At 65.3% G+C, this 25,205-nt stretch carries 25 protein-coding genes; all 25 read right to left on the reverse strand.

Annotated elements, in window-relative coordinates:
* Positions 1–35: 35 nt before the first annotated feature.
* Positions 36–422 (reverse strand): DUF6750 family protein, encoded by a 387-nt coding sequence (locus tag AC6I8A_RS24020; RefSeq protein ID WP_280173394.1) that lies wholly within the window; start codon positions 420–422, stop codon positions 36–38.
* Positions 423–499: 77 nt separating this feature from the next.
* A complete protein-coding gene (traQ, locus tag AC6I8A_RS24025) occupies positions 500–1,039 on the reverse strand; it encodes a conjugal transfer protein TraQ (protein ID WP_497819430.1) in 540 nt (179 codons plus the stop codon).
* 9 nt (positions 1,040–1,048) lie between these two features.
* The gene (traP, locus tag AC6I8A_RS24030; protein WP_497819431.1) at positions 1,049–1,795 is read right to left on the reverse strand and encodes a conjugal transfer protein TraP; all 747 of its coding nucleotides are present in this window, start codon (positions 1,793–1,795) and stop codon (positions 1,049–1,051) included.
* Positions 1,788–3,071 carry a conjugal transfer protein TraO gene (gene traO / locus AC6I8A_RS24035; RefSeq protein ID WP_497819432.1) on the reverse strand — a complete coding sequence of 428 codons (1,284 nt, stop codon included), beginning with the start codon at positions 3,069–3,071 and terminating at the stop codon, positions 1,788–1,790. Before traO ends, traP begins: the two co-directional genes overlap by 8 nt.
* 2 nt (positions 3,072–3,073) lie before the next feature.
* Complete coding sequence (locus tag AC6I8A_RS24040) at positions 3,074–4,081, reverse strand: DotH/IcmK family type IV secretion protein (RefSeq protein WP_497819433.1); 1,008 nt, start codon at positions 4,079–4,081, stop codon at positions 3,074–3,076.
* A 4-nt stretch (positions 4,082–4,085) separates the two neighbouring features.
* The gene (locus AC6I8A_RS24045; RefSeq protein ID WP_497819434.1) at positions 4,086–4,778 is read right to left on the reverse strand and encodes a DotI/IcmL/TraM family protein; all 693 of its coding nucleotides are present in this window, start codon (positions 4,776–4,778) and stop codon (positions 4,086–4,088) included.
* Between the two features lie 10 nt (positions 4,779–4,788).
* The gene (locus tag AC6I8A_RS24050; RefSeq protein ID WP_455853615.1) at positions 4,789–5,139 is read right to left on the reverse strand and encodes a conjugal transfer protein; all 351 of its coding nucleotides are present in this window, start codon (positions 5,137–5,139) and stop codon (positions 4,789–4,791) included.
* Between the two features lie 22 nt (positions 5,140–5,161).
* Positions 5,162–9,886 carry an LPD7 domain-containing protein gene (locus AC6I8A_RS24055; protein ID WP_497819435.1) on the reverse strand — a complete coding sequence of 1,575 codons (4,725 nt, stop codon included), beginning with the start codon at positions 9,884–9,886 and terminating at the stop codon, positions 5,162–5,164.
* Positions 9,887–9,916: 30 nt separating this feature from the next.
* The gene (locus AC6I8A_RS24060; protein WP_497819436.1) at positions 9,917–10,207 is read right to left on the reverse strand and encodes a conjugal transfer protein; all 291 of its coding nucleotides are present in this window, start codon (positions 10,205–10,207) and stop codon (positions 9,917–9,919) included.
* Positions 10,204–11,370: a plasmid transfer ATPase TraJ gene (gene traJ, locus AC6I8A_RS24065; RefSeq protein WP_497819437.1), complete on the reverse strand. Its 1,167-nt coding sequence runs from the start codon at positions 11,368–11,370 to the stop codon at positions 10,204–10,206. The genes AC6I8A_RS24060 and traJ overlap by 4 nt, the downstream gene beginning before the upstream one ends.
* Positions 11,370–12,194, reverse strand: coding sequence for a type IV secretory system conjugative DNA transfer family protein (locus AC6I8A_RS24070; protein ID WP_497819438.1), 825 nt, complete (start codon positions 12,192–12,194; stop codon positions 11,370–11,372). Before AC6I8A_RS24070 ends, traJ begins: the two co-directional genes overlap by 1 nt.
* Positions 12,191–12,673, reverse strand: a complete 483-nt coding sequence (locus AC6I8A_RS24075) for a DotD/TraH family lipoprotein (protein WP_497819439.1) — start codon at positions 12,671–12,673, stop codon at positions 12,191–12,193. Before AC6I8A_RS24075 ends, AC6I8A_RS24070 begins: the two co-directional genes overlap by 4 nt.
* Before the next feature lie 86 nt (positions 12,674–12,759).
* Positions 12,760–14,103 carry a shufflon system plasmid conjugative transfer pilus tip adhesin PilV gene (pilV, locus tag AC6I8A_RS24080; RefSeq protein ID WP_497819440.1) on the reverse strand — a complete coding sequence of 448 codons (1,344 nt, stop codon included), beginning with the start codon at positions 14,101–14,103 and terminating at the stop codon, positions 12,760–12,762.
* A complete protein-coding gene (locus AC6I8A_RS24085) occupies positions 14,103–14,756 on the reverse strand; it encodes a prepilin peptidase (protein WP_497819441.1) in 654 nt (217 codons plus the stop codon). Before AC6I8A_RS24085 ends, pilV begins: the two co-directional genes overlap by 1 nt.
* Before the next feature lie 20 nt (positions 14,757–14,776).
* On the reverse strand, positions 14,777–15,241 hold the full coding sequence (locus AC6I8A_RS24090) for a lytic transglycosylase domain-containing protein (RefSeq protein WP_222213790.1): 465 nt from the start codon (positions 15,239–15,241) through the stop codon (positions 14,777–14,779).
* 53 nt (positions 15,242–15,294) lie between these two features.
* Positions 15,295–15,882: a type 4 pilus major pilin gene (locus tag AC6I8A_RS24095; RefSeq protein ID WP_497819442.1), complete on the reverse strand. Its 588-nt coding sequence runs from the start codon at positions 15,880–15,882 to the stop codon at positions 15,295–15,297.
* Between the two features lie 26 nt (positions 15,883–15,908).
* The gene (locus AC6I8A_RS24100; protein WP_497819443.1) at positions 15,909–17,024 is read right to left on the reverse strand and encodes a type II secretion system F family protein; all 1,116 of its coding nucleotides are present in this window, start codon (positions 17,022–17,024) and stop codon (positions 15,909–15,911) included.
* On the reverse strand, positions 17,017–18,540 hold the full coding sequence (locus AC6I8A_RS24105) for a GspE/PulE family protein (protein ID WP_497819444.1): 1,524 nt from the start codon (positions 18,538–18,540) through the stop codon (positions 17,017–17,019). The genes AC6I8A_RS24100 and AC6I8A_RS24105 overlap by 8 nt, the downstream gene beginning before the upstream one ends.
* A gap of 4 nt (positions 18,541–18,544) precedes the next feature.
* A complete protein-coding gene (gene pilP / locus AC6I8A_RS24110; RefSeq protein WP_497819445.1) occupies positions 18,545–19,066 on the reverse strand; it encodes a type IV pilus biogenesis protein PilP in 522 nt (173 codons plus the stop codon).
* Positions 19,053–20,357 carry a type 4b pilus protein PilO2 gene (pilO2, locus tag AC6I8A_RS24115; protein ID WP_497819446.1) on the reverse strand — a complete coding sequence of 435 codons (1,305 nt, stop codon included), beginning with the start codon at positions 20,355–20,357 and terminating at the stop codon, positions 19,053–19,055. The genes pilP and pilO2 overlap by 14 nt, the downstream gene beginning before the upstream one ends.
* A 9-nt stretch (positions 20,358–20,366) precedes the next feature.
* Positions 20,367–21,998 carry a PilN family type IVB pilus formation outer membrane protein gene (gene pilN, locus AC6I8A_RS24120; protein WP_497819447.1) on the reverse strand — a complete coding sequence of 544 codons (1,632 nt, stop codon included), beginning with the start codon at positions 21,996–21,998 and terminating at the stop codon, positions 20,367–20,369.
* Between the two features lie 26 nt (positions 21,999–22,024).
* A complete protein-coding gene (gene pilM / locus AC6I8A_RS24125) occupies positions 22,025–22,462 on the reverse strand; it encodes a type IV pilus biogenesis protein PilM (protein ID WP_497819448.1) in 438 nt (145 codons plus the stop codon).
* Positions 22,462–23,517 (reverse strand): TcpQ domain-containing protein, encoded by a 1,056-nt coding sequence (locus tag AC6I8A_RS24130; RefSeq protein WP_497819449.1) that lies wholly within the window; start codon positions 23,515–23,517, stop codon positions 22,462–22,464. Before AC6I8A_RS24130 ends, pilM begins: the two co-directional genes overlap by 1 nt.
* A gap of 327 nt (positions 23,518–23,844) precedes the next feature.
* Positions 23,845–24,453, reverse strand: a complete 609-nt coding sequence (locus AC6I8A_RS24135) for a hypothetical protein (RefSeq protein WP_497819450.1) — start codon at positions 24,451–24,453, stop codon at positions 23,845–23,847.
* A 118-nt stretch (positions 24,454–24,571) separates the two neighbouring features.
* Entirely contained in the window at positions 24,572–24,994 is a 423-nt protein-coding gene (locus AC6I8A_RS24140; RefSeq protein ID WP_497819451.1) for an HNH endonuclease, read from the reverse strand.
* Positions 24,995–25,205 lie beyond the last annotated feature (211 nt).

Below are 25,205 nucleotides of genomic sequence, written 5' to 3' on the forward strand. Positions count from 1 at the left end.
GAGAATTGCCGCCCCATTCTGGGGCGGCCGGTCAGTTAACTGACGCTCACCGGCGTCATGCCCATCTGCGTCATGCCGCGCTTGATGATTTCCGGTATACCCATAGCCAGCATCCCGCCAACAATGGCCAGTACAATCATCCACGGCTTGATCTGCGGGTTGTTCTTCATGGCCTTGATGGAGAGAAGCCCGCCGGCGAACGAAAAGAACCCGATAACCTGAATAATGACGATCCCGCTGGTCTGCAGGGACTTGGCGCCCTCGGATACATTTTTTCCCATATCCGCTAAGTCACCGTCGGCCATGGCCACCGGCGAGATAAGGGCAAGCCAGGCGCAGAGTGCGCGTAAAGTCATGCGGCGCAGGGTTTCAGACAGCATCAGGACGCGTGCGTATGCCGCGCAGTAAAAGCGAGTAATCATGGTGTTTTCCTTAATGAATAAGAGTGGCCGGATGGCCGGGTGAATCGTCCATGAGGACGGAAGTCTTTGAATCTGCCTCAGCGCATACCGAGGGTTTTCTGTAAGGCGTCGAGCAGGTAGGGGTTACAGATGAGCAACACCCCAAGGATAAATCTCACGGTACCTTTGTTGACGTCGTCGCCCGCCGTCAGGCCCGAGTGGCCATCTTTACGGGAACGGCGCCACAGCATCACGCCCGCCAGTGCGAACCAGACACCGACCATACGAAGCAGGCTCAGCAGGGCGTTGGCCGCGACCGCGCCCTGCCCGAACGTCCCCTGGTCCACATAGCTGATGGCGTCAAACGAAACCTGCCAGCCCACCTGTCGCGCCCCCGCGCCGATAAGCTGGTCCAGCCCCACCAGGCAGCCCGACAGCAGCAGACAGGCCACCATGGCCCCGCCGCTCGCCGACTGACCGGGCGCCTTGCGGGCAAGCCACGACTGGCGGATCAGAAAGCCGCCGGCACCGAGCACGCCGAACAGTGACCCCAGCGTCAGGGCCAGGGTGATGAACGAGCTCTGCAGCCCGGATGCCAGGTTAGACAGCATGGTGATGCCGTCAAGCGATCCTCCCATGACGCCTCCCTAGCGCAGAACGCCGGCGCTGGTTGTGACGCTGCGCTCCGGTGCGTTAATGTCGCGCACGGTGACGCCGCCAAGTGTGTCGCCCGCCTGCACCGCCCACGTCCTGCCCTGCCAGCTGACCCACGCCATCCCCTCCTGCAGGCTTTCCAGCCGCATGCCGGCGAGCGCCGATCGCGGCGCGCGTTTACCGGCGGCGTGTCCGCCTCCCTCGGGGTAAGGCCGCGCGGCCAGCACGGTCAGCTGATTACCCAGGCGGGCGTTTTCCTGCGCGATGCCGGTAAGCTGCTGCTGCAGGGTGGCCAGCGCCTTCGTCTGCGCGCGCACCGTGTCCGACAGGCGGGTGATCGCCTCGCGGTTGGCCGCCTCAAACTCGCGCCCCTCGCGGATGAGCTTCACCACGTCGTCCGGCACGCTGCCGGCCGGTTCCGCCACGCTGAGCGCGGCGGCAGGGACGCTGATTCCGCCCGTCTGCAGCGGCGCCGGCGCGGACGCGGGAGAGGCGGGCTGCACCGCCTCAAGGCCGGCGTCCTGCCCGAACGCGCGCTGGCTGGCATCCTGTGAAAAGCCTGAGGGCAGGAACACATACCAGGCGATGCCACCCAGCACCAGCCCTATACCCGCCAGCCAGGGCAGGGAGTAGCCCAGCAGCAGCGGGCGCGTCAGAAAGCTCTGCTGCTGCGGGGCGGGCGGTGAAGCGGCGGGGGTGACCGGCGCGATGACCGCCGGCTGCGGATCGAATTCATTCACGGGGCATACCTCTCTGTTCGGCGGCGCGGATGCGCGCCTGGGTTTCTTCGCGCAGGTCCGCGGCGCTCGGGGTCGGGTTGCTGCTCAGTGCCGCCGGCGACGCGTTGCCACCGGTCGCCTGCAATACGCCCTGCGGCGACTCGGCGTCGGTGCTGTAGACGCCGCGCATAAACTGGATGGCCACCACCTCGCCGTTTTTCACCGTTACGGTGCGGTCCGGCAGGCGGGCCGCGTCGCTGTTCAGCACCTGCGCCGCCTGCTCCGCCGTGCCGCCGGCAATCACCCCGGCCACCGCCGTGCCGTCAGGCGTGGACGGGCGCGTGGTGACGGTGTTGAATCCGTTACTCAGCAGCTGCGTGTTGGCCTGCGCGTAAAGCTGGCCCGCGCTGCCGATGCCCTTGAATATGGACGGCAGCACGATGCGGCGGAAGTAGTGATGGTCGACGTCGGTGGCAATGTTGGCCACGAGCGTATCGTCCTGCAGCGCATAGGCGTCCACCTTGTAGTTCTGCCCGTTCAGCGCCATCGTGGTGAAGTGGATGATGACCCCGTCGCCCGACAGCTTCGCCCCCTCAGGCGCCTGCAGTATGGCGCCCGCATACTGGCCCGTGGTGATGCGGCCCAGCACCGGCGTGGTGCCGTTATCCGAGTTCACGCCGGTGTAAATTTCACCCGGCCCGCGCCAGTAAGGCGCCACAACAACGGAGGCCGGTGGCGTATTTGCGGCGGCCTGCTGCACGTAGCTTCCCGGCTGCGAGTCGCGCCATGCGGCCCAGCCGCCGTCCTTTCCGCCCAGCATCTGCGCGGCGGGAAGATCGGTCTGTGGCTCCGCCTGGATTTTTGCAAGCAGCGCGGTCAGCGACTTCTGCCGCGCCTCGCTGAGCGCCTTCTCCTGCTCCTGCGTGCGCCCGTTACCCTGCGGACGGGGCAGCTCACGCGGCGCCACGGCCGGGGCGACCTTTGGCGTTTCTTTCGGCGTCACCACGTCCTGCTGCAGCGGGATGCTGGCGATAAAGCTGCCGTTCGAGGCGGCGGCGGTCTGTGCGCCCCGGGCGTTGTTTTCGCGCAGCAGCTCGCGGTAAGCCGCCTGCTCCTGTGCGCTCACCTGCGTGCTGCCGCCTACCCGCGTCAGGTTCACGCGGGAAGGTTCAGGCGGCGGTGCGGCAAAGTAGCTGTACAGCGCGTAGCCGCCGCCCGCCACCACCACGATGCCGCCAAGGATCAGGCCCATCATCAGGCGGATGTTGCCGCCGCCGGTGTTCTGTTGATCGCTCATGATTACTCCAGGGCAATGCTGAGGGCTTCGGTGCGCCCGTCAACCGAAAAGGCCACGCGCGGCGTCACCGGCAGCTTCCACAGGTGGGTGCCGTCGGCCGACGAAAGCGTGGTGTCGAACTCATCGCGGATGTCCGCGCGCGAGCGAATGTAGAGGTCGTCGCCCTGCTGCCACACCGCCGTGTCCGGCACGCTGCCGGTGGTCTTCAGGCGCTTCGCGCCCGATGGCGGCACGCCGTCCAGAAACGCCTGCAGCACGTCGTCGTGCAGCCCGATACGCGAGGGGCCCGGTGCGTCAGGCGCCGCGCCCGGCCCGCGGCGGGGAATGCGCAGGTCAAGGCGCGCGTCCACCGTCCAGGTCTTTTTCGCCGTGTCGGCCTCGCCGCTCATCACGCTTATCTGCAGCGGAACCGGCAGGCCCTCAAGCCCCACGGTCACCAGCGTGTTCACGAAGTCGCGCTTTGCGGTGATGACCATAAAGGACATGCCCGGGATCCACTTCACGTCGATGTCCGGGGAGCCGCTCACCGGGTCGCCGAGGATTTTCCAGGGCGCGCCGGTGCTGTCGATAAAGCTCACGGTCGCCGGCCAGTTCACCGCGGTGCGCACCAGCGGCAGGCTCGCGCCCGGCTGCAGGCTCACCGTCTGCGCGGTGATGCGCGGTACCGCCGTAATGCCCGGCGTGGCCAGCGCCCGGTTCTGTTCGGTCTGCTGCGCACGCAGCTGGCGGATTTCATCGGGCGTCAGCGGGGCAATAGCCGCCTGCGCCTGGTCATACGTGACCGAGGTGGGCGGCGGCAGCGCCTGCCCGGGGAACGGACCTGCTGCTGCCGGCGCGGCGGGCGTGCCCGTGCCGCCACCGCTCTGGCCTGTTGCGGCAGCACCCCCGGCGGACGCGGTCGAGCGCCAGCCTACATCGGTGCCGGCCGCCGGGGCGGTCCCCGTTGCCGTGGCGGCACCCGCGCTGCCGCACAGCGCCAGCCACAGGGCCAGCGTGCGAAAGTTGCTCATAGCATTATCCTGCGTTGTTGGTGATGGTCTGCGTGACCTCAAGGCCGCGCGGTTTGAGGCGCGGATCGGCCTGCTGAATGCGCAGCGTGAAGATGTAGCGCAGCGGCGGCGTACTGGTGTTCTGGCCCTGCAGGCGCAGCGTCACGGGATACTGGAACTCCCACGTGTAGCGCCCGCCCACCACGCCGCGGCGGGTGATGACGCCCGGCTCGACGGTGTTGGTCAGGTTCATGCGCTTGTCCTTCACCAGCGACAGGGTGTTTGAGTCGGTGCTGAGCGCCCTGTTGTAGCCGGTGAAGCCCTCCTCAGAGAAGTCAGCGGCCGCGGCGGTCATCTGGTCGCGGTAGTGCACGAAGTCGAGCGTAAACGCCTTGCTGATGGTGTCCGCACCAAACTGCCGCACGTCGCTCTCGCTCCAGACCGGCTTGTCCGTTGGGTAAAGCGGCGTGATGCGCCCCGCTTCGGTAGCAAAGTACTCGCGCGGGAGAAACACGATGTAGACGGCCAGGGCGCCGATGACGATGGCCTGAATGACGTTGACGCTGAGGCTCCAGCCCAGCCTCTTCAGGCAGGTGCGCGCAAACTCTGCGCCGAGCGTGCGCTCGTGCTGCGCGTGCAGGGCGTGTTCATAGGCGTCCGGGTCGGTCAGGACCACGGCCGCCTCCTGAGGGGGCGCGGCGTGTTGAGGGTTGTGCATGCGGTACTCCTTACATTCCGTAGGACTGCCACGGATCGATGCTGGTCGGCAGGTTGCTGTTGATTTTGTCCGTCAGCGCTCCGCAGACCTTCTCTGACGCCTGGTTCATGATGTCCTGCAGGCTCGGCAGGTTCGGCAGGCTGATGGAAATGTTGCGGATGCCGGAGAGGCAGTTCTGCAGCTGATCGGACGTCTGGCTTTCGCGGGCGGCCCACGCGTCGTTAGCCTTTTTCGCGGCGTTATAGCCCGCCTCGCTGCCGGTCTGCGCGGCGCTGCCGGCGCGACAGGTCGCGGCGCCGGCGGCAAAGGCGGTGCAGCAGAAAAAGACCGCCACGAGGGCGGTCGCTGAATGTTTCTTCATGTGAGAACTCCGGAAGGATCGATTACTGAGCCGGCCGCGGCGGCGTGACCGGTGCTGCCTGTGGTGCTGCTGCCGGCTGCTCCTTTACCCAGCCGGACTCCGCTTTGAAACGCTCGTCATACCCGAGGCGGGCGTGCAGCGCGGCAGGAACGTCGGCGGGCGCATCCAGCTTCGCGATGCGCGGCTCTGCGTCACCGGTGAGGCGCACCACCACGTGCTCACGCGGCACGGGCTGACCGTTTGAGCGGTTGATGCCGTTGCCGCTGCCGATGGGCTGCGCCCCTTCCGGCGTCAGCAGGTTGACCACCATCGGCGGCGCGTCAGCGCTGCCCGGCAGGCTTACCAGCACGTGCTGGTAGGTGCCGCCCTGACGTACCACGCCCTGCAGGTAGTCCCCGTCACCCTGCACCAGGTGCAGGTCGAGCCGGCCGTCATCGCCCCACGCGGACATCACCGGGATGCCGGCGCGCTCGCTGTGCGCCGGGCGCGGCGCTGAAAGCGCATCGCCCGCCTGCGCGCTGCCCTGTCCGTCCGGCTTCAGCCAGTACAGGCCGTCGGCCGGCTTCGGCGGCGCGTCGACGTCCAGTCCGAGGCGGCTTACCAGCGTGTGCTGGATCTGGATGTAGCGGTTCACGTCCACGGCCGCGAGCGGCACCATGTCGTCTGCACCGGTCTGCACGCGCGTCCCGCCGGCAGGCGCCAGCGCCCACTGGTTGCGGTGCGTTTCCACGCTTTCATAGTGCGTGATCACGCCCTCCTTATCCTTCTTTGGCACCCTCACGGTGACCGGCTGTTCGCCCTGCCACTGCAGCGTGACCATGCGCCCGGGCTTCAGGTTGGTTTCGCGCAGCAGGCCGGCAAGCTCCTTGCCCCAGAACGTCTGTTGCCCCTCTTTAGTGCGCAGGGTGATAAAGGTGCTTTCGCTCTGATCCGCTTCAAAACGGAACGGCGCCTGCCCGCAGGCGGTGACCTTGCCGGTCACCGGCTCCCGCGCCTTTTCCGCTGGCGTATGAACCGCCGGTGACACCTTCGACGCGGCGGAGTCAGGCGCCGGTGCAGAAGCGGGCTGATGTGACGCTGTCACGGGCGCTGCGCTCTGTGCGGGCGCCTGTGCAGGCGCAGCCTGCGTCACGGGCGGCGTCTCAGTGGCCCGCGGTGCCTGCGGGTCTCCGCGTACCGAATCAGCGGGCGCGGCCGGCGTAACGGGCTGACCCGCTGCGCGGCGCGCGGCGTCCAGGTCCGCCTGCTGGCTGGCGTTTTTCATGCTCACGTCAAGCTTATTGGCCACAATGACGCCGATCGCAAACGCCTTAAACTCGTCGCTGCCGGTCAGCTCAATGCGCCCCTGATAGTGATTGGCGGCGGTCAGCAGCGCGGCGAGCACTTTCTCCTGATGCGCGCTGGCGCCCTCTGCCATGACCAGCCGATTACCGCGGTCAATGAAGGCCGCCTCGCCGTCCAGTTTGTACAGCACGCTTTTGCCGTCCGGGTGCTTCTCGTGCGTGACGCGGCTCAGCAGCTTATCGGCATCGATGCGTGCCGATGTCGATCCGGAAGAGGCTGGCGCATCTTCATCCTGCGCCGCCACGCGCGGGGCGCCGACCAGGATGGCATTTTCTGCGCCAAAAGCGGAAGTCAGCGGGTTGACCGGCGGCACGTCTGGCTGCGGAATCGCCGCCGCTGCTGCTTCTTCGTGCGCAGGCTCCGGCGCGCGGGCAGCGGGTTCAGGTCGGGCGTCCGCTGCTGCCGTTTGCCAGGAGACATCCGGCACAAAAGAAGCAGCAGGAGCCCGGACCGAAGATGCCGGTGGTGCCTGCTCAGCTGTCGTGGCGGGCACCGCAGACGATTGGGATGCCGTTGCAGCTGGCGCCGCATTAGTCTGCGGAGCCGTCACACTGGCGTCTGTCACCGGTGTCGCTGGTTCAGGCACGGCGGCCACGGACGGTGTGGCAACGGGAGTCGCCGCAGGCTCCGGAGAGGGTGCGTCAGAAGATGTGACCGGTACGGAAAGCGGTGCCGGTGTGGCCGCAGCGGCCGGTAGCGGCTGTGCGCCCAGGTTCGCAAAAGCCCCTTCTGCGGCTGACAGTGCCGCCGGCGTGACGTTGCCGGTCTCTGAGAGCCGCACGACCTCATTGCGCAGCACCGCCAGGTTATCCTCAAACTGAGCGCGCGTGACCTCACCGCGAACGAGCAGGCCAATCTGCGCCTCAATGCGTGAAGGGACGCTGGCAACGTCGAGCGAGGCGGATCCGGGATTGCGGGAGAGGTAGTCTCCGCGGGGAGCCGGTGCGCCCCGCGAGGGCATACCCGCAAGTCCACCCTGCGTGACGCGGTCAAACGCGCCCTGTACTTCTTTAAGGTGGCCGCCGGCATAAACGCCCAGCGCCTTTGCATCATCAAGCTGCGCCTGCAGTCGCGCCACGTTTTCCATAAGCGCCGGCGCCGCCGTTTCACCGCGGGCCAGCGACACAAATTCATCGCGCAGGGCCGTCTGAATACGATCAAGCGCCGTGGCGTTAGGGTCAGCGGCGGACGCCGGCGGCAACTGCGCCGCGAGCACCGCCGCGCCAGCCGAATACTGCGCGGCGCGCTCAGGGCTCTCCAGTGATGCCATGCGTTCAAAGACCGCGCGCGTTTCCGCCTGACGACCGGGCGTAAAGCTCCCCGGTTCGGCGCGGGTAAACTCGCCGTAAAGCATCCGCACCTCACGATCAAACTGCGCTCGCGTCACGTCCCCGCGCGCCAGCAGCGCGTACTGCTGACCCACCCTGTCTGGCACGGTATTAATATCAAGCGTGCCGCCGGTCGGGTGCAGTGAACTCCAGGTATCGCGCTGCCCCAGCAGGCTGCGCAGGCGGCTGAACCCGCCCGTCTCCATGACGTTTGCCCCTGCCATTCCGCCCTGCGTCACCCGGTCAAAGACCTGCTGCATCTCCTTCACGTGCTCACGGGTGTACACGCCGGTTATCGCCGCGCTCTCCACGCGTGAACGCAGCGTGCTGATGTCCTGCAGCAGCGCCGCCGGTGAGACCTGACCGCTGGCCAGCGCGGCCAGCCTGTCGCGCAGTTCGGCGCCGGTGCCGTAGAGCCCGGTGAATCCATCATAGGTGCCCGGTGAAGCCGGCGCCAGCGTCACCGGTGCTTCGGGTGCTGGCTGCGCTGCCGCGACGCTTTCAGCCGCCGGCACGGTGGCAGGTTGCGCTTCGGCAGTCGATGTCACGCCGGCCGCCGGCAACGGGACATCAGGTTCGCTGACGTTAACGGCAGGCACCTCTGCAGGCACAGAGGTCGCGGCCGGGATGACCGTCTCGCTCACAGTGGCTGCAGACGGAGTGCTGTCCGCCGCCGGCGCGTCAGCCTGCTGCGCCTTCAGAATGCGATACACGCTGGTCTGCCCGATGCCGAGCTGCTCAGCAATCTTCGCGGGCGTGAGCCCTTCATCACGCAGCTTCAGGATTTCACCCGTTTTCTCTTTTGCCGCCCCGGGGCGACGGACGGGTGTGGATTCGGCTGCGGCGTCCGGGGACGCGGCGGGAAGAGTGTCCGGCGCTGGCTGTGCGTCGTCGGGTGTGGCCATGACGTTTTCCTTGTAGTTAAGCCCGGCAAGGGCCTGATTAATTTGCTGAAGGAGGTCAGCCCTGAGGGCTTCCGTACCGCGTGACTGGTGTACATCGTTGAAATCGGTCAGGCCCGCGGCGCGCTCTGCGGACGTGAAGTCGGGGATGATCACCTTACCGCCGGTGTTACGCGCGGCCTGCTCCCCCATGACGAGCCCGGTGTTAACCGGCTTGCTGTGGTCGAAGTCGACCATGAACAGGTGTGGGCTGTCGGGATAGCGGGCGCTGAGAACGTTAGCCACGTTCAGCATGTTCCCGGCGTCGATGGTCATCACTACCGGACGCCCGGTCACCTGGTTCAGGCTGCGCGCTGTGGCGTAGCCTTCGGCGTACAGAATCGGCTCCCCGTCCGTGAGCGTTCCGCCCACCACCTTGAAGTGGCCGGCTTTCGGCGCCTCGGAAAACAGATATTTTTCGCCGTCAGGCGGTATGTACTGCAGCGTACGGAAAGCACCGTCCACGTCCTGAAACGGGATGACCAGCGCCCCGTTACGGGTCTGCCTGAGATCCGCGTCCGCCGTTACTCCCTTGCGCTGAAGATAACCGTGGTTAGGGTCGGCGGGCGGGAGGCGCTCGTAGAGGGCCTTCGCCTTTGCGGTCTGCTGTGCATGAGTGGCTGCCAGCCGGCGTGCGGAGTCATCACGGGACTGCCGCGCAACTGCCTTCATATGCAGGCGAGCCACCGGATCGGCTTCACCGCCGGTGCCTTTCCACTTCGTGATGTCCTTGTGCGTTTTAGCGGTCCAGTAGTTGATGAACCACCCACCCGGCTTGCTGCCGTTCAGAAAGCCGCGGTAGACGCCGTCGCCGTTCCCCTTCGGCCCGTCGGTGACCGATACGCGGTGGATTTCACCGTCCATCACCGGCAGGCCGTCAATAATCAGCCCGGCGCTGGTCAGCGCGTCCAGAAACTCCGTCTGCGGGTCCCCGCCGCCGCTGCGCCGCGACGGGTCCGGCAGCCAGGCCTGCAGCCGGCTCAGGTCAGCCCCCGGGCGGGCGTACCAGAGCTGAGCCTCCTTATCCCACGTGATCGCATTGCCCCCTTCCGGGTGTTTTCCGGCGTCGGCGCGCGCGGCGTCGCGCTGGTCAGGCATGACCGCAAGCCACACCGGGTAGTCCGCTGTCTTCATAAAGCCTCCTCTGCTGCTGTGTCAGGACGGCTACTCGCCGTCGGTAAACCGGCGGTACCACCACGGGCGGCCGCTCAGGGATTTGCCGCGCGCCCAGCGAGCCACGCGCGTAAGCAGTTCGGTGACGCCCCAGCCAAACATCCTCAGCACGCGGAACACGGCGATGATGCCGCTCACGACGTAAATCGTGTTCATGGCGGGAAAGCGGAACCAGAAGAGGTAGAGCAGGAACAGCCAGGCGGGGATGCCGACGAAGTTGAGGGCGCTGCCGGCCCGCCGCCAGAATCCCGGCGGATAGTTCTCTTTATTCAGCGTACTCACGCGGTCCCCTCCTCAAACTCGCGGCGCTGGCGCGGCGACATCACCACGGCCAGCTCGGATTCGGCAATACGTCCCCCGCGGTACAGGCGCCAGGCCTGATCCACGATGCGGCGCTTCTCCAGCCGGATGATGTTGTTAATATGCTGACCCCACTGCGACCAAGGCATTTCGGCGAGCTTTTCGCGCAGGCTGTAGTCGAAAAGGATGAACTCACGGACCGCGATGCGCTTACCGTCGGTCGTGCGCAGCAGCGTCTGCACCACCACGTACTGCAGTACGCCCAGCAGCGACCACGCCATCGCGTCGCGGCTCTCGTGCGGAAATTCGTTAATGAGGCGCGGGAAGGCCTCGCCCGGCGAGTCGATGTGCGTGGTGGAGAGCATCAGGTGACCGAGCTGGCCGGCGCGGATGCCGGCATCAATGGTCTCGCGATCGCGCATCTCCCCCACCCCGATGACCGAAGGCGCCCGCCTGAGGTCTGCGCGGATGCCCGTAGCGAAATCGGGAATGTCTTTCCCCACCTGCGACTGCAGGGGCGGCAGCACGTCATCCGGACGGCCGAGGATGAACTCAATCGGGTCCTCTTTGGTGGTGACCTTGCGGTCGGGGTCCGTGTCCAGACAGTGGCGATAGGTTGAGGCGAGCGAGGTGCTTTTGCCTGAGCCGGTGATGCCGCCCCACAGCCCCACCCCCTTCGCTGGCAGGAGGTTCGCCATCAGCTCCGGCTCCAGCCCCAGACTTTCCAGCGGCGGGATGTCAGAAGGAATGACGCGCATTGTCCAGCCAATGGTACTGTCCTGACGCCCCGCCGTGCCCTGCAGCAGATTGACGCGAAAGCGGATGCGCTCGCCGCGCTTCAGCCCCCAGCGCCCGGTCATGTCGCCGTCGAGCTGCATCGCCCGGTCAACCGACACGCCGCCGCGCACCTGCGGGCGGAGCTCCGGGGAAAACACCTCGTCCATCAGTTTGGCCATGGTGTCGTCCGCCACCGCAAACGGGCTTGCCCTGAGCAGGCGGCCGTAACGGCCGACCACAAAGTGGTTGTCGCCCTGCAGGTGAATGTCGCTCACGTTGTTGCGCGCGCACCACACCATAAAGCCGCGCAGCGTATCGGCGCTGAGTCCGCCGCTGAAGTCATAAAGTTCCAGATCTGAGGCTGCCATCAGCGCTTCTCCGTATTGATGACCGGCTTCCACTTCGCCTTGTCGGTGACGAAGCCCGCGCGGGATTCAAGACGTCGCTCGCGGTCACCGGTGGTGAGTTTGTTGTTGTCGCCGGTGACCGTCTGCTGGCGCTCGGTGACCACCGGCGCCGTGATGAGGTTCTGACGGCGCAAGAGCACGTACTGCAGCATGCCGTTGTAGTCGCGCGTCAGGCGGTTGACGTTGGCCTCCAGCGTCTCGTCGGCGCTCTGGCGCCCTTCCGCCCAGCCTTCGTTGACCGCCGCCTGCCAGATGTCGCGCTGCACGCCGTTTTCCGGGATGAGGCCGCCTGCCGGCTCGTCCGGCGGCACGGTGCTGAGCCCGGCCATCAGCCAGCCGCGCCACGTCGGCGGGTTGCTGACGAAGCGCTCAGGCTGGATGATTTCGTACACGTGGCTTGCGGTGCGTATCTGGTCAGGCGTGACGTGCGCCACGTCCACGGCCTCGGTGATAATCGGCGGCAGCCAGCCGCGGCTGCTGATGAGCGGGCGGAAGTCATAAGTGGCATCTAGCTGCTTAGCCCGCGCCTCCAGGTCGCGGCGCAGTTCCCACGCACGCTGCGCCTTGCCGCCGCGAAAGCCGGTGGTTCGCCCACCCTCGGTCAGCATCTGCCGGCGGTTGTCGGAGACGTCAGCGGTGTCGCGCTTTTGCGGTGACAGGTAGGCCTCCGGCCCCGGCGGCGGCGCGCCGTCAGGCCCGGGCGCAGGTGCCGCTTTCATAAAGTGAAATCCCGCGCAGCCCGCGAGCAGCGCGGGCAGCAGCAGGATGCACAGTCGGGCTTTCATCGGCGGCCTCCCTTATGGTTACGTCCCGACTCAGCCGGCAGCGAGGGCATAAACTGCAGCACAATCTGCCCGGGGTACGTCACGAACGTGGCGCGCCAGGCGGTCTGCATCTCAATCATGCGCAGGACGTTTGCATAAGTGACGTTCTGCACCTCAATGTCCACGGGCAGCGGCAGGCGAACGCCGGTATAGCTGAAAGTCAGTCCGCGGGCGCGGGCCATCGCGCTCAGCAGCTCCACCGCGTCGCCGTTCCAGCTGAAGGTGACGCGATCGCTGTCTGCGCGGATGACCGCTACGGGCAACGTCGTGCTGTCACGAAGCCCCCCCTCCATCCACAGCTGCGTCAGCTGAATTGCCGCTTTCGGTTTGGGATTGACGGTGTATGCCGGGGCTGCGCCCGGCGAAGGAGACTGAGGGGGCAACTGGCAGCCGCAAAGCAGCAGCGCCGGAAGCGCTGCCGTAAGAATGAGTCGTTTCATGGAAAGCCTCAGCATCCGGCCGGACGGACGGATACGTTGAATGAAAAATTGAGCGACCCTGCGCGGAACCGGCAGGGTGAAAAGGGTCAGTTAACCGAGCAAAAGACCGGCACCTGCCAGTTCTGTGTGTAACCGCCGCCGCAGGCCACGCCCAGCGTGTTCCAGGATGACCAGTCCCCGTCATGGTTGACGCGACCAATTTCCAGGGGCCAGCGGCCGCCGCAGCTGTTCGCACAGACGCGAACCGGTGAGCTGCTTCCGCTCTGCCAGACGCCGTTCTGGCAGGCAAGCGTGGCGCCCGATGCGTCGTGGCTGATTGCCCCCAGCTGGCCGCACGCCGCGCCCGCCGAGTTAACCTGGTCCTGAGACAGCACGCCGCCCGCCGAGACGTCACCGTCCGATCGCAGACTGCCGGCCCGCATCTGCCCGGCGGTGTAAATATTCTTGTTGTTGACGGACCTTACCCAGTCGTTATCCGACATATAAAAACCGCCGCCGTAGGTTTCATTCAGCCAGCCTTTGCCGGCGCGGGTGATGATCCAGCCGTTGTTGCTGCGGATGTCGTTGTTGGCCGTGATGCCGTTGTTGGCCGTCACGTTGTTACCGGCCGCCACGTTGCCGTTTCCGGTCACGTTACCGTTCGCCGTTATGCTGCCGCTGGCCGTAACGTTACCGCCGGCCGTCATATTGGTACCGGCAGACACCTGGCCGGTGAAGGTCCCCGTCGCCGCGCTGACCGTCCCTCCGCTGTTAATGTTGTTGCCGTTCATATCGATAGCGGTGTGCATGCGGTTCAGGTCCGGCCGGCCGGTCACCTGATAACGGTAAAGCCTGTCGCTTTCGTCCGCGTCGGTGCCGAGCGCGTCGGCGGACAGGAATGCCGCAAGGCGCCCCTGCTGACCGGTCAGCCCATAGTCACCGAGCTTTGCCTGCCAGCCGCCGTCGGCACCCACCGCGTTATTTGCCGGCCAGACGTAGCCGCCCATTCCGTCGGTGTCCGTCGCTATCTGACGCAGGCCCTTATAGGGGATCTCGCTGCCGCCGGTGGTCAGCACGAAGGCGACCAGCTGGCCCGCCTGACCCGGGTCTCTGGCCACCGCGAGCTGGTAAGTCTGTCCGCTGTCGTTGGTCAGTGAAAAGCCCGCCGGGAGATAGCCCTGCGTGCGCAGCGTGGCGCCGGTGATCACGACAGGGCCGCCGGCAACCTGCGTCTGCAGCGTGTTGCGGTTGTCGCGCACGTAGCGCTTGCCCGCCTGCGCCACGAAGCTCAGATGCGAGGCCGTTCCGGTCCAGACCTTTTCCTGCTGCATGCCGGCGTAGCGGTCCATGGCGCCGGGCGTGATGATGAGCACGATGGCCATCACGATGCCGAGCTGAAGCAGCATGTTGCCGCGGTGTACCGCGCGCGGCTTCCGTTTAAGAAATTTCATCAGAGCACTCCCGCCAGTTGTTGGGGAAAGAAAAGGCACACGCCGCACAGGTAACCAAACAGCGCGGGCGCAAAGGGTTTTGAAGTCTGGCGCGTCAGCGCTGCGCACAGGCAGCACAGCAGCAGCCCGCCGGCGGCGGCGTAGCACGCGCTGCGCCACGGCAGCCAGGCACAAAGGCCGGCCATCAGATAAACGTCACCGAGCCCCATGCGCTCCTCGCGCTGGCGAAAGCTGGCCAGCCAGCGAACGGCGCCGGACAGCGCGAACGCGGCGATACTGGCGGGCAGCGCCTCACTGAGCGGCAGCACTGCATCCGGCAGCGCCGCAGAGGCCAGACCGCCCAGCCAGAACGTCATCGTGTAGCGCAGCGGCAGCCACTGACAGCGAAGGTCGGTAAGCGTCAGCGGCACCGCAAGCACCAGCAGGAGTAAGCTACGCAGGACGGCGCTCACCGGCACCGCAGGTGGAAGCGCCAGCAGCCAGCCGGCGGTGAGCAGGTAAATCAGGGCAACCGGCGTCAGAAGCGGCCAGGTCAGAGGCGGACCGTCATGCGTGCGCAGAAATCGGCTGGCCTGATACGCCTGCAGCGCAAACAGCCCCGCGCAGCAGGCAAGCCATGCGCCGGCCGCCGGACCATCGGTAAATAAAGTCATGAAATTTTCCGTGTGAAAGGTCAGCGTCGGGCCATGTAGTCGGCGTAAACCTTGCGGGCGTAAAGCATCCGGCGGGCGGTATTATCGTCGGCGAAGCCGGCGTTATAGCTGCCAAGGCACTCCCACGTGACGCCGCAGACCTGCAGGTGCCTTGCGAGTATCCAGGCCCCGACCATCACGTTCAGGCAGGGTTTTGTCAGCAGGTCCTGCTCGCTCTGCAGCACGCCCATAGTGCGCAGCTGAGGCACGTGCGTGGAGTTGATCTGCATCAGGCCGAAGTCCCGGCTGGTAACCTGACCTTTTTTGTTGCGGTTATAGCCGATAGCCCCGGCGTTAAAGCCGCTTTCCACCTTACTGATGGAGCGCAGCAGCTGCGGATCGACGTGGTAGCGTGCGCCCGCCTCGTTGTAGCAGTAAGCCTGCGCCGGCAACGCGGCGCACAGCAGTAATCCGGCCACCGTCAGCAGGTATGTAAGCCTGTTCATCATGAGTCACCGTGAGTCGGTCAGAAAAGGCGCCGGGTTTCCCCGGCCCTTCATCAGGTATTGCTGGTGAAGACCAGCGTGTTGGTGCCGGCTGAGCCGCTGTCCGCCGTACACTGTGACGCCGCCACTGACGCACTGACCGCCCCGCTGGTCGCGCTGCCGTTGATGCTGGTTGAGGCGACGTTGTTGGCGCCACTCATTTTCTGCACCAGCTGCGCGCAGGCCTCCTGCGGCACCTGCGTGTAGGTCAGGGAGAAAGCGGTATTCTGACCGCCGCTGGTGCTCACCGGCTGTACCGTAACGCTGCCGCCCCAGCGGTTATTCAGCGAGGCGCTGCCCGATGACTTGGTGCCGATGACCGCCATGCTGCCCGGCGCGCCGCCAAACTGTACCAGCGCGCCGGTCATGGCCGCCGCTGAGCTGAACTGGTAGGTGCCGCCGGTTTTCAGCATGCCGCGGGTATTGGTCATGAGCTCCCCGGCGTTGGACATCTCTTCGGTGTAGTCCGATCGGCTGAACAGACCGTTTCCGGAGGAGAGCACCCAGACGAGCACGAGGAGCGCAGCGATGCCCACGATGACGGCTTCCTGCAGGTTAAGGGCGCCGCGGTGAACGGCAGAGCGTTTTAAGGGTTGTGACATGGTTGAAACCTCATTAGGAAAGAAAGTTAGCGGTTGCCAATCAGCGAGCCCAGATCCTGGGTTGCGATAAACGTGAGCAGCAGATAGCCGGCGGTCACGAGCATCCCCAGCAGCTGCAGAAGCCGGGAAACACGTTTGATGCGGTTGATGGATTTGGTGAGCCACATGCGCGCGAAGTTTTCGATGTTGTCCTCGCCGCCCGGACCGGAGGTCAGCAGCAGAAGCCTGTCGATAGCCTCCCGCGAGGGAAACGCATAGCCGCTATCGGCCAGCGCCTGCCCGAGGTGCTTACCGCGTGCCACCTGACGCCGGGTGGCAGTCAGACGCTCATACAGCCAGGGCGTGGCGTTGCGGCTCAGCATGTCGAGCGCCTCCTCCGTGCGGACGTTGGCGCGCAGCAGCGCGCTGAGGTTCAGCAGAAAGGAAACGCCCTGCATCTCCCGGTAAAGGCTCCACGGCAGCAGATAGTCCAGCACCTGACGCCGCACCGGACCGGTGAGGCGCGGCAGTGACCAGACGACCCAGCCGGTAAAGGCAGCCAGGACGGCGGCCAGCACGTAACGGTTACCGATAAAGAAGTGCGTTATGGCACCCAGCCACCACAGGGGACCCGTCCAGCGGTCGGGCGGCGCAAGCTGTTCAAGACGCGGCAGAAAGCGGTCGTAAACCATCTGCATCATGTAGAACGTGCCGCCCAGCAGCATCAGCGGATAGGTCAGGTTCACCACCGCCGTGGCCTTCATTTCGCCGATGCCCTTCACCACCTCGATGGCGCGCAGCAGCGCCCCGCGAAGGTCTTTAGCCACGCGCCCCGCCCGCAGGATTGTCGCCTCCTGGGGCGGTATCCAGCCGGCCAGCCCGGCGTCCAGTCCCCGGCCGCGCGTCAGCGCGTGGCGAACGTCCCCCAGGCAAAGCGATACGGCATCGTTTTTACGGCGCCGCGTGCGCTGCATGCCGGCAATCGCGTCCTCTGTTTTCTGGTTGTTCTCCAGCAGAAACGCCAGATCTTCGTACAGCATCATGCGGTCTGCCGTGCTGAAGGTTTTCTGTCCAAGCCAGCGCCCCAGCCCTTCCGAGCGCGCGCTGCCTCTGGCAAGCGAGCCCTTGAGGCGGCCACGCAGCAGGCGAATAAAGTCAGCCATGGCCGCCTCCGCTGCCTGAGAGGACCAGCGCCTCCGGCGGAAGCAGGTTCAGGGTGTCCTCATCGAGCGGACTGAGCTTATCCGCATCAATGGGGTCAACCTCGCCTGCCGCTATATAGCGCATCAGGTGCATGCCGCGGGTGATGCCGCCCATGTGATGCACCCAGTAGCTGCGGGCCGCGAGCTTGCCGAGCTCGCGATAAAGCTGCATAAAGCGGGCGTCAGGGCGGATGACCTCGGCAATCACCTTACGTCCGGTGATGCCGTGCCAGCAGCCCTTAGCGCTGCAGCCCGCATGGTTGCGAAATGCGACGGTCGCGGTATTGCAGTATGTTTCAACCAGCTCGCGGTCGTCCTCGCTGAGCGTTTCCCTGACGTCTGCCCAGCCTTGTTTACACGCCGGGCAGAGCGTCTGCACCAGGCGCTGCGCGATGAGGCCAATCACCACCTGCGGATCCATGACCATGCCGGCCGGTATGTCGAGGGTATCGGTAAGGCGGTCAATGATGCCCGGTGCGTCGTTTGCGTGAAGCGTGGACATCACCAGGCTGCCGCTTTTTCCTTCGCTGATGCAGGCGCGGGCGGACCAGCCGTCGCGGATTTCACCCACGACCTCCGCGTCGGGGTCAAGCCGCTTAAATGCCGAAAGACGACGCTGCCAGGCACGCGTGACCGATTCAGAATCGTTGCGGTCGGCGATGATAGTGGTCTGCACCGCTCCCTTCACCTTGCCCTCCACCGGGTCTTCCACCGTAACGAGACGGCGTTTACCCCGCGTCAGCTCCACGTACATGTGGCAGAAGGTTCGCATGGTTTTGCTCTTGCCCGAACCGGTGGGGCCGGCGGTGATGATGATGCCCTCCGGGCGCTGCAGCATGCGGCGTATCAGCTTCTGCTGCTCGGGAAGGTAGCCCAGCACGTCGAGCGAGGGGATGTCCTTGCTTTCGTCCAGTATCACGCGCAGCACCACGTAGAGGCCCGACTCGGTGGGCACGGCCGAGTAACGCGCGGCGTACAGTCCGAGCGCCTTCACAAATTCGTTGCGCAGGCGCCCGTCCTGTTCATCTGTTTCGCTGAAGGCCTGCGGCGCCACGTCGCACATCGACATCACGATAGTGGAAGCAAGGCTCATGCCCTCCTCCACGTCCAGCTCGGCCTGCAGTTCGAGGTCGCCGTGGATGCGGAACACCACCGCCGTAATATTCTCGGCGCCGATAAGAATGTGAATGTCTGAGGCGTGCGACTCGCCGGCGCGGCGCATAAAGTCCACCACCTTTTTCTGCTCCGGCGACCACGTTCCCGCAGCGGCGCTGCCGCCGCGTCCGGTCTGCAGCCGGCGAAGCTCGCTCAGGTGCACGGGCTGAATATCGAGCCCCGGCAGGCTGCGACGGGCGCGCGCGATTTCCGACTGCACCGCCGGGCTCGCGCGATGCTCGGTGGACACGTACAGCCGCCCCTGCTCCGGGTTGCTGTCGTCAAGATGAAGCCAGTTCAGTGTCTGTTCGCTGAATTCCATTCGTTTACCCCGCGAAGGCCAGTGAAACGAGGCCTTTGTCAGGACTGCTGACGGTCACCTCGCTGAACGTGATTTTTGCCACCGTCCAGGCGGTGCCCGGAATGCGGCTGCCTGCCTGAACGCGCACCTGATTACCGCCGTCGAGCTGAAGCGTGGCGGAGAGCTGCTGGCCGCCGGAGATTTCCACAATTAGCGGCAGCGCGCGGCTCTCCTGTGCGGGTTTGGGTGCGGCGCTGTCCTTCACCGGCGCGGCAGGCTGCGGATTAAATGGCCCGCCCGTGCCGGCGTCGTAGCCGTTTTTCTGCAGCTCGTTGAACGCTTTGGCCTGCGCCAGCTGCGCCTCGTACAGCAGGGTTTTGGCCTGAATATCTTCCAGCCGGCCAAGGCTGGTATCGCGCGGCCCGGCATCAGGAGAGGCTGCCGGGCCGGGCGAATCCGGTCCTTCAGTCGCTGCGGGAGCGGCGACGGCCAGCTGACTGGCGATCAGCGCGGGCAGCAGCAGGTAACGCCACTTAATTCTCTGCATAGAGCATTCCTTCCAGGGTGTAGGTCAGCCGGCTTCTGTGCAGCTCGGCCTTTACGGAACTCAGCCGCAGCCCGTTACCCGGGAAGCGCGAAGCGTCGAACAGCCGGTCCGGCGGGATATCGGTGATAAAGGTGAAGCTGTAACGCTTCCACGGCAGCGGGATATGGTCCTGCCCGACGGTCTGGGTCAGCACGACGGGCTCGCTGAAGCGCAGGTTTGCCCGCAGGCGCTGCGCGTAGCTGGTCATGCGGCGAAGCTGCTCGTCCCCCGGCAGCAGCATTTCGGCCGGCGCTGCGGCAAAGCGGACCGTCTCCTTAAATGACGCGTCGTCGGACGGCCCGGGCATGTTGAACACGGCCTGCGCCCCTGCCCCGTAAAGCTGCGGCAGCCGCGCGGCAAAGTCACCCACTGTGCCGCCGTCCGGCAGGGCATAGTGCAGCGTCAGCTGCCCGGTGGCCTCGCACGTTGCCCGGCTGAACACCCAGCCGGCAATCGACAGCGGCGCCTGACGCCACTGTTTCACGCACGCGCTGAGCATGCCCGAGAAGTCTGGCTGCCCACCCCACGGTTTATTGAGGCTGGCAGGCTTCAGCGCTGCCGCCTCGCGTGCGCGGGTCAGCTCGGCCTGCACCCATGCTGCGTGCTCGGCCTTTTCCTTTTCCTCCAGCCAGTGGTTGCCGTACCAGGCACCGGCCGCGATCACCGCAGCCAGAAGCATCAGGCGGGATGGCGTGCGGCTGTCGGTTTTGTGCAGCAGCGCCCGCGTCGGCACGGTGGCCGGGAGCAGGGCACTCAGCGCGTCCCGGCGCACGTCAGGCAGGTCCAGCAGGGTATCCGGATCGAACACGGTCCAGCCCGCTGAGGGCGCCGGCGCCGTGCTCCGGAACAGTTCGGCAGCGCGGAGTGCGGTGGCCGCATCTCCCGTTACGTCCCCGTAAGGCGAAGGATGACCGCCGGTGACCGCCATAAACCAGTACCTTTCGCCGGGAAGCAGAAAGATGCCCCAGCAGTCGGCGGGCACGCTTCCGAGCAGCGCCGCCGCCAGCGAGGCTGGCCGCTTACCTTTGGGAAGAACGACCGTGTCGTCGGCAAGCGTGCCCAGCCAGGTGGCGGGCTCATCGGCCGTACCGGCGGGCAGCGCCAGCCAGTGGCTCGCGAGCTGGTCACGGGCCTCAATGCGCATGCGCCGGCGCCCGCGTACCGACACCCACTGCCAGTGCAGGCCGGCAATCAGCGCGTGTTTCCCGGAGGGGACCACGCTGACTCCGGGCTGCGTCAGTTCAGACGTCATAAAACCTCCTTATCCCAGCACGACGGGCGTTACGAGGATGATGAACATGCGGCGGCTGTCGTCACCGCGCGCCTCGCCGCCCAGGCCAAAGAAGCTGTAGCTCCCTGTGCCCTGCCGGTTAGCCGAATCGCTGAGCTGCTCATAGCCGCTCAGCACCAGCGTCTGGCCGGACTGCATGATCACGCGCTGTGTCGTGGTTTTCAGATTGGTTTTGGCCAGCTGCGCATTCTGCCCGCCGGAGGTGAAGTCTTTGAACGTCGGGTCGTCAGACATGCTGATAGAAAACTCCAGCTGCATCTTCGGCGAGTTCGGCATCAGGAAGGGCAGCGCGGTCATGTTAAAGCCGGTGGTGATGGTCGCCGTGGTGATTGAGGTGCTGGTCCCGACGTTTGGCGTCTGGCTGGTGCTGATGCTCGGCACATAGTCCTGTTGCAGCGCGTTCTGAATCGGGACGGCAGAGAGATTCGTTGTCAGCGCCGAGGCTGTGGTCAGCACGCTGAGTTTCGCCTGCTCGTCCAGCGCCTTCAGAAACGTCTGCGTCCCCTGACCTTTACCGTCCAGAATGGCCACGCCGCCGCTTAGCGCGTCAGAAGCGGCCCCTGTGAACGGGCTCGTCAGCGACAGGCCGACGCTGCCGGTGTTGAGAACCGCGTTCCAGTCGATGCCCAGCTGGTTCTGATGGCGGTTCTCCACGCTGAACACCTTTACCGAAATCATCACCTGGCGGTTAAGCTCGCGGTTACGGTCGTCAATGTAGCGGCCGATGGCGTCGAGCACACGAGGCGTATCGGTAACCGTCAGCACGCCGGCGGAGAGGTTAAGGCGCCCTGAGCCCGGCGTCAGCATTGACTTCACCGTGGTCTCCACGTCCTTAAAGATGTTGGACTTAATGGTCGCCGTCGTGGTCTGGCTGGTGCTGTTGTCGCCCTTATTACCACCGCTGCTGTTACCGCTCGTGCCGGCAGAAGACGTGGTACCGCTTACGGTTTTTGATTCAAAGCTTGCGTCGCTGTCCATAAAGTTAATGGCGAAGTTGCGCGTATCGAGCCAGAAGATGGCGATGTGCCCGTACTCGTAGCGCCACGACAGGCCGAGCCGCGTGGTCACGTTGTCCAGCAGCCCGCTGAGCGATCCGTTCCAGCTGACGCCGCGCAGTCCGCCGTCGCCCTGCTGCATCGTGACCGGCTGACTGCTGGTCTGGCCCATAGCGGCCAGCGGCACCATGCCGCTGGCGTCCGGCGCCGGCAATGGGCCGGGCATTTTTTCTGTCCGGCCACCACCACCGCTGCCGGCCATGGCCGCCTGCGCGTCCGGAGTCACGACCACCGGGATGCGGCACTGATCGGTAATAAAGGCGCTGACGTAGGCGAGCGTGACGCTGCCGGGACGATTAATTTTGACCGCGCAGGGCGGCAGCTCCGGACGCTGCCCGGCGAGCCCGTTCAGGGGGATCGGGTTAATCCACTGAGACGTCAGGTCGCGCACGACCTGTCCGCTTTCAAGCGCGCGCTTGTGTGCATCGGCCTGCGCCTCCGTGGCAGCGGCCCGCTTTTCGGTGGCGTCCACGCGGTCAAGCGTGCTGCAGCCGCTGGCCAGCAGGCAGAGCGCCGCCGCCGCGGTCAGCCGGTGAGGTATTTTCATTGCTGTGTCCTGTAAGAAAGGGAAAGTCAGTTAACCCACACCACGCTGCCGTCGGGGATGACGGCGGGGACGGTGAGCTGCATGTCGGCGCCGGAATAGTCGACCAGGCGGCGCGATACCACCCGTCCGGCCAGCGCAGAGTGACGGGTCTGCGTCATCAGCGCCGCCATCAGCCCGGGCTGAGCCGCGCGCCACACGTAGGTCCTGCCGCTGGCGATGACGTTGCTGAGGCCGGCGACACTTTTCCAGCCGGTAAGCTGCGCGTCGTTGACGCTGAGGTTATTCGCTGTGGGGTTCAGGTAGCGCCAGTCGTTGATGCGGTTCATGTAGCGCACCATCTGCGTGGCCTGCAGGTTCTGCGTCTGGTCCTGCAGCTGCCCCGCCTCCTGTACGGCCCGCTGGTCGGGGGAGAGCCCGCCCAGCAGCAGTCCCGCAAAGAGAACCAGCAGCCAGTACATGATCATTACTGCACCTCCTTATCGTCCACCGACACCACGCACTGTGCGGCACGCACGCCCGCGTAGAGCGGCACCTTCGCGGTCCCGTAGAGGGTGAAGAGCCGGTTCAGCATCTCGCGGAAGCTGCCGTCAAAGTGGAGCGGTGCGTCTACCCGGTAGTTGGTTGGCGTCAGCCAGGCCACGGTCCAGTTCTTAATGCCCGGCACGGTACACGTCTCCGCGGCAGCCTGGCTGTAAAGCCAGTCCTTCACGGTGCTGCCCGTCTCAATGCGCCAGTGGCGAACCTGAACCACTGGGGGCGGTATCACCGGCTGAACGGGGACGCGGGTTGTTGCCGGCGAAACCGGCACGCTTGCCGCCCCGGCAGCTTTTGATGTGGCATCGCCGTGGAACGGGTTACGTCCGGTGGTCGGCAGTGGCACAGCTTTCACCGCCCCGGCCGGAGCCGATCTGACGGGCACGGCGGCAGGAACCGGGGGCGATATTGGTTTGTCTGCGCTGCGTGCCGTCTGCGCGCGCTGCGCGGGCTCTACGGTGACGGTGCCGGTTTTCGCATTAACGGATGCCTTCATCCCACGTCCGGCCAGCAGCTTGTCCACGACGAACGGCCAGCGATCGTTGCCCGTCCACTGCCACAGCTCGGGCGCGTCGGCGGAAACGGCTTTGTCGAACACCACCGAGTGTCCGGGCGGGATAATTTTGCGCAGGGCTGCACGAAGCGTTGGCGCCGCGCCCCCGTGACGCACGAAGCCGTAGGAAGGCCCGGCGCCCGCCGTGGACGGTGGCGCTGTGGTGCCTCTGAAGACAGGGGACCCGCCCGCCGCGACAGCAGGTTTCGACAGCAGCGGCGCGGGAGCTTTCGCGCCTGACGGTGAAGCCGGGCGCTGCGCGGAAGGCGTGCTCTGGTGAAGCCGGTACTGCATGGCGCTGATGTCGGCCGCGCTGCGCGAGAGGATGCCGTCAACCACGCTGCCCGAGGGCGGCCCGGTGATGACCGCCTGCTGCGCGCAGCCAGTGAGAAACAGGACCGGTATCAGCCCTGCCCGTTCGGTAAATGACATAAAGAGAACTCCGGATAACTCAGGGCTGCACCGTCTCTGCGGCGGCCGGAGCCGGGCCGGCAAAAACCGTGCGGGAAGGCAGGCGAAACCTGCCGGTCAGAAGGGGTGTTGCGGCGCCGGGTGCCTCCCGGTGCTCTGGCCAGACTGACAGACGCCAGAGCGGCATGACTTAGACTTGTAGCATCGCATTTATGAGTAATAAGACGATGTCAGTCTGACCGCGTGCGCTGGCCGCAGGTCCGCCACAACGAAAAGCGCACTGACCGGTCAGGGTGAGTGCGCTTTTCGTTGCAGGGAAAGAAATGGCCCGGACACGCCAGGCAGACGTCAGGCGGAGAACGTTGCGCCAATAAGCCACTCAAGCCAGCCGTCAGGTACGGCGTGCACCGACACAACGGTATCGCCGTCTCTGAGCAGAACCCGCCCGTTAACCCGCGATTTGTCCCCGGGAGTGCGACTGCCGGGAGAGGACGCGCTGTCTGACAGGCTGAAGTTCACCACGCGTGACGGGAGTTTTCGTGTCTGAGGACCCGCCGTCAGCACGGCTGAGTAAGCACCTGAGGCGTTGTCAACGCTCAATGGCAGGCTGTCTCCGGACGAAGTAACTCCCCTGAGACTCGCGACAAAGACGGCAAGCTTGTCATGCTCCAGACGCTGCCGGATGGCATCTGCTGCTGAAGAGGTGATGACTTCAGTGTTATCAGAACTCAGCGACTCGGGTGTACTGTAGCGGACAGGCTGCAGAATGTCCTTTAGCCCGCGATCACCCGCGCTGACGTGCCAGACGCTGACGCTGAATGCACTGCAGCTCTGACATTCGCCAGCGGAATAAGCCTGCGGCGCCACGTTTTTTTCGTGGGGAAGGCAGGATGTCATGACAAGCGGAGAAACGAGCGCCAGCGCCAGACCGGCGCAACGGAGAAGTGTCTTATTCATGATTTTATTCCTTCAGAGGCCGCCCTTTTGTGAGAAGGGTCCGGCTGCGAAACGGGCGGTGCTGGCCGGCAGGTACGAAGCGCTCGCCGTAAGGATGCGCGCAGGAACACAGAGCGTTTCATAAATTATTTCCGGCGCCTTCACTTAGCTTAAGACGCCGGTCTCTCAGAGAGTTGCTACCTGTTTCATCCTGAGCTTTATCAGACTTCTGTGGGCGAATGCCGTCGCAGCGCTGATACCAGAATTCAACCCGTTCAGCCCGCGTGATCACCAGTCCGAAGCGCACCGCCGTACGGAAATACACGCTGTGGCGCAGCGCTCTGTCGACCTGCTCTGCGAGCAGCGCCCTGAACTCGTCAGGAGTGGAATTTCCTTTGATCGTCCGGCAGGTGGTGCAGACGGGAACAATTCCGCCCTCAACGAACTCTTTGCTGATAGCTTCTGCGTGCCAGCCCTGTACGGGCAACGCTTCACCACAGTAAGCGCAGCAGCCGTTAAACTGCCGCCGCAGCGCTTCGCGTTTTGATTTTGAAAGATGCATGATTTCACCCCATGAAATACGCCCGCGTCCCCGGGCATCCGTTTAAATGAAACGATTAAAAGACTAGCCGGGCTGACCCACTCGCGAGAGTGGGCCGGCACAGAATGCTCTGTGTCACTGTGCGTTTTGCGAATTGAAACCGTCAGGGATGCCCGTTCACGACCGCACGAAAGTGCAGGGCTAATCTTCTCCAGATACAGGTTGTGTCCGG

This window comes from Pantoea sp. X-Soil-ISGK-275, from assembly GCF_059730795.1.

What these genes read in the sequence shown, in the direction of transcription:
- AC6I8A_RS24085 (WP_497819441.1), bottom strand. Translation starts at nt 14,756, where the DNA reads ATGACTTTATTTACCGATGGTCCGGCGGCCGGCGCATGGCTTGCCTGC.
- AC6I8A_RS24090 (WP_222213790.1), bottom strand. Translation starts at nt 15,241, where the DNA reads ATGAACAGGCTTACATACCTGCTGACGGTGGCCGGATTACTGCTGTGC.
- AC6I8A_RS24100 (WP_497819443.1), bottom strand. Translation starts at nt 17,024, where the DNA reads ATGGCTGACTTTATTCGCCTGCTGCGTGGCCGCCTCAAGGGCTCGCTT.
- AC6I8A_RS24020 (WP_280173394.1), bottom strand. Translation starts at nt 422, where the DNA reads ATGATTACTCGCTTTTACTGCGCGGCATACGCACGCGTCCTGATGCTG.
- pilO2 (WP_497819446.1), bottom strand. Translation starts at nt 20,357, where the DNA reads ATGACGTCTGAACTGACGCAGCCCGGAGTCAGCGTGGTCCCCTCCGGG.
- AC6I8A_RS24095 (WP_497819442.1), bottom strand. Translation starts at nt 15,882, where the DNA reads ATGTCACAACCCTTAAAACGCTCTGCCGTTCACCGCGGCGCCCTTAAC.
- AC6I8A_RS24055 (WP_497819435.1), bottom strand. Translation starts at nt 9,886, where the DNA reads ATGAAGACAGCGGACTACCCGGTGTGGCTTGCGGTCATGCCTGACCAG.
- AC6I8A_RS24050 (WP_455853615.1), bottom strand. Translation starts at nt 5,139, where the DNA reads ATGAAGAAACATTCAGCGACCGCCCTCGTGGCGGTCTTTTTCTGCTGC.
- AC6I8A_RS24040 (WP_497819433.1), bottom strand. Translation starts at nt 4,081, where the DNA reads ATGAGCAACTTTCGCACGCTGGCCCTGTGGCTGGCGCTGTGCGGCAGC.
- traJ (WP_497819437.1), bottom strand. Translation starts at nt 11,370, where the DNA reads ATGGCAGCCTCAGATCTGGAACTTTATGACTTCAGCGGCGGACTCAGC.
- AC6I8A_RS24135 (WP_497819450.1), bottom strand. Translation starts at nt 24,453, where the DNA reads ATGAATAAGACACTTCTCCGTTGCGCCGGTCTGGCGCTGGCGCTCGTT.
- AC6I8A_RS24105 (WP_497819444.1), bottom strand. Translation starts at nt 18,540, where the DNA reads ATGGAATTCAGCGAACAGACACTGAACTGGCTTCATCTTGACGACAGC.
- traO (WP_497819432.1), bottom strand. Translation starts at nt 3,071, where the DNA reads ATGAGCGATCAACAGAACACCGGCGGCGGCAACATCCGCCTGATGATG.
- pilN (WP_497819447.1), bottom strand. Translation starts at nt 21,998, where the DNA reads ATGAAAATACCTCACCGGCTGACCGCGGCGGCGGCGCTCTGCCTGCTG.
- pilP (WP_497819445.1), bottom strand. Translation starts at nt 19,066, where the DNA reads ATGCAGAGAATTAAGTGGCGTTACCTGCTGCTGCCCGCGCTGATCGCC.
- AC6I8A_RS24045 (WP_497819434.1), bottom strand. Translation starts at nt 4,778, where the DNA reads ATGCACAACCCTCAACACGCCGCGCCCCCTCAGGAGGCGGCCGTGGTC.
- pilM (WP_497819448.1), bottom strand. Translation starts at nt 22,462, where the DNA reads ATGATCATGTACTGGCTGCTGGTTCTCTTTGCGGGACTGCTGCTGGGC.
- AC6I8A_RS24140 (WP_497819451.1), bottom strand. Translation starts at nt 24,994, where the DNA reads ATGCATCTTTCAAAATCAAAACGCGAAGCGCTGCGGCGGCAGTTTAAC.
- traQ (WP_497819430.1), bottom strand. Translation starts at nt 1,039, where the DNA reads ATGGGAGGATCGCTTGACGGCATCACCATGCTGTCTAACCTGGCATCC.
- AC6I8A_RS24070 (WP_497819438.1), bottom strand. Translation starts at nt 12,194, where the DNA reads ATGAAAGCCCGACTGTGCATCCTGCTGCTGCCCGCGCTGCTCGCGGGC.
- pilV (WP_497819440.1), bottom strand. Translation starts at nt 14,103, where the DNA reads ATGAAATTTCTTAAACGGAAGCCGCGCGCGGTACACCGCGGCAACATG.
- AC6I8A_RS24130 (WP_497819449.1), bottom strand. Translation starts at nt 23,517, where the DNA reads ATGTCATTTACCGAACGGGCAGGGCTGATACCGGTCCTGTTTCTCACT.
- AC6I8A_RS24075 (WP_497819439.1), bottom strand. Translation starts at nt 12,673, where the DNA reads ATGAAACGACTCATTCTTACGGCAGCGCTTCCGGCGCTGCTGCTTTGC.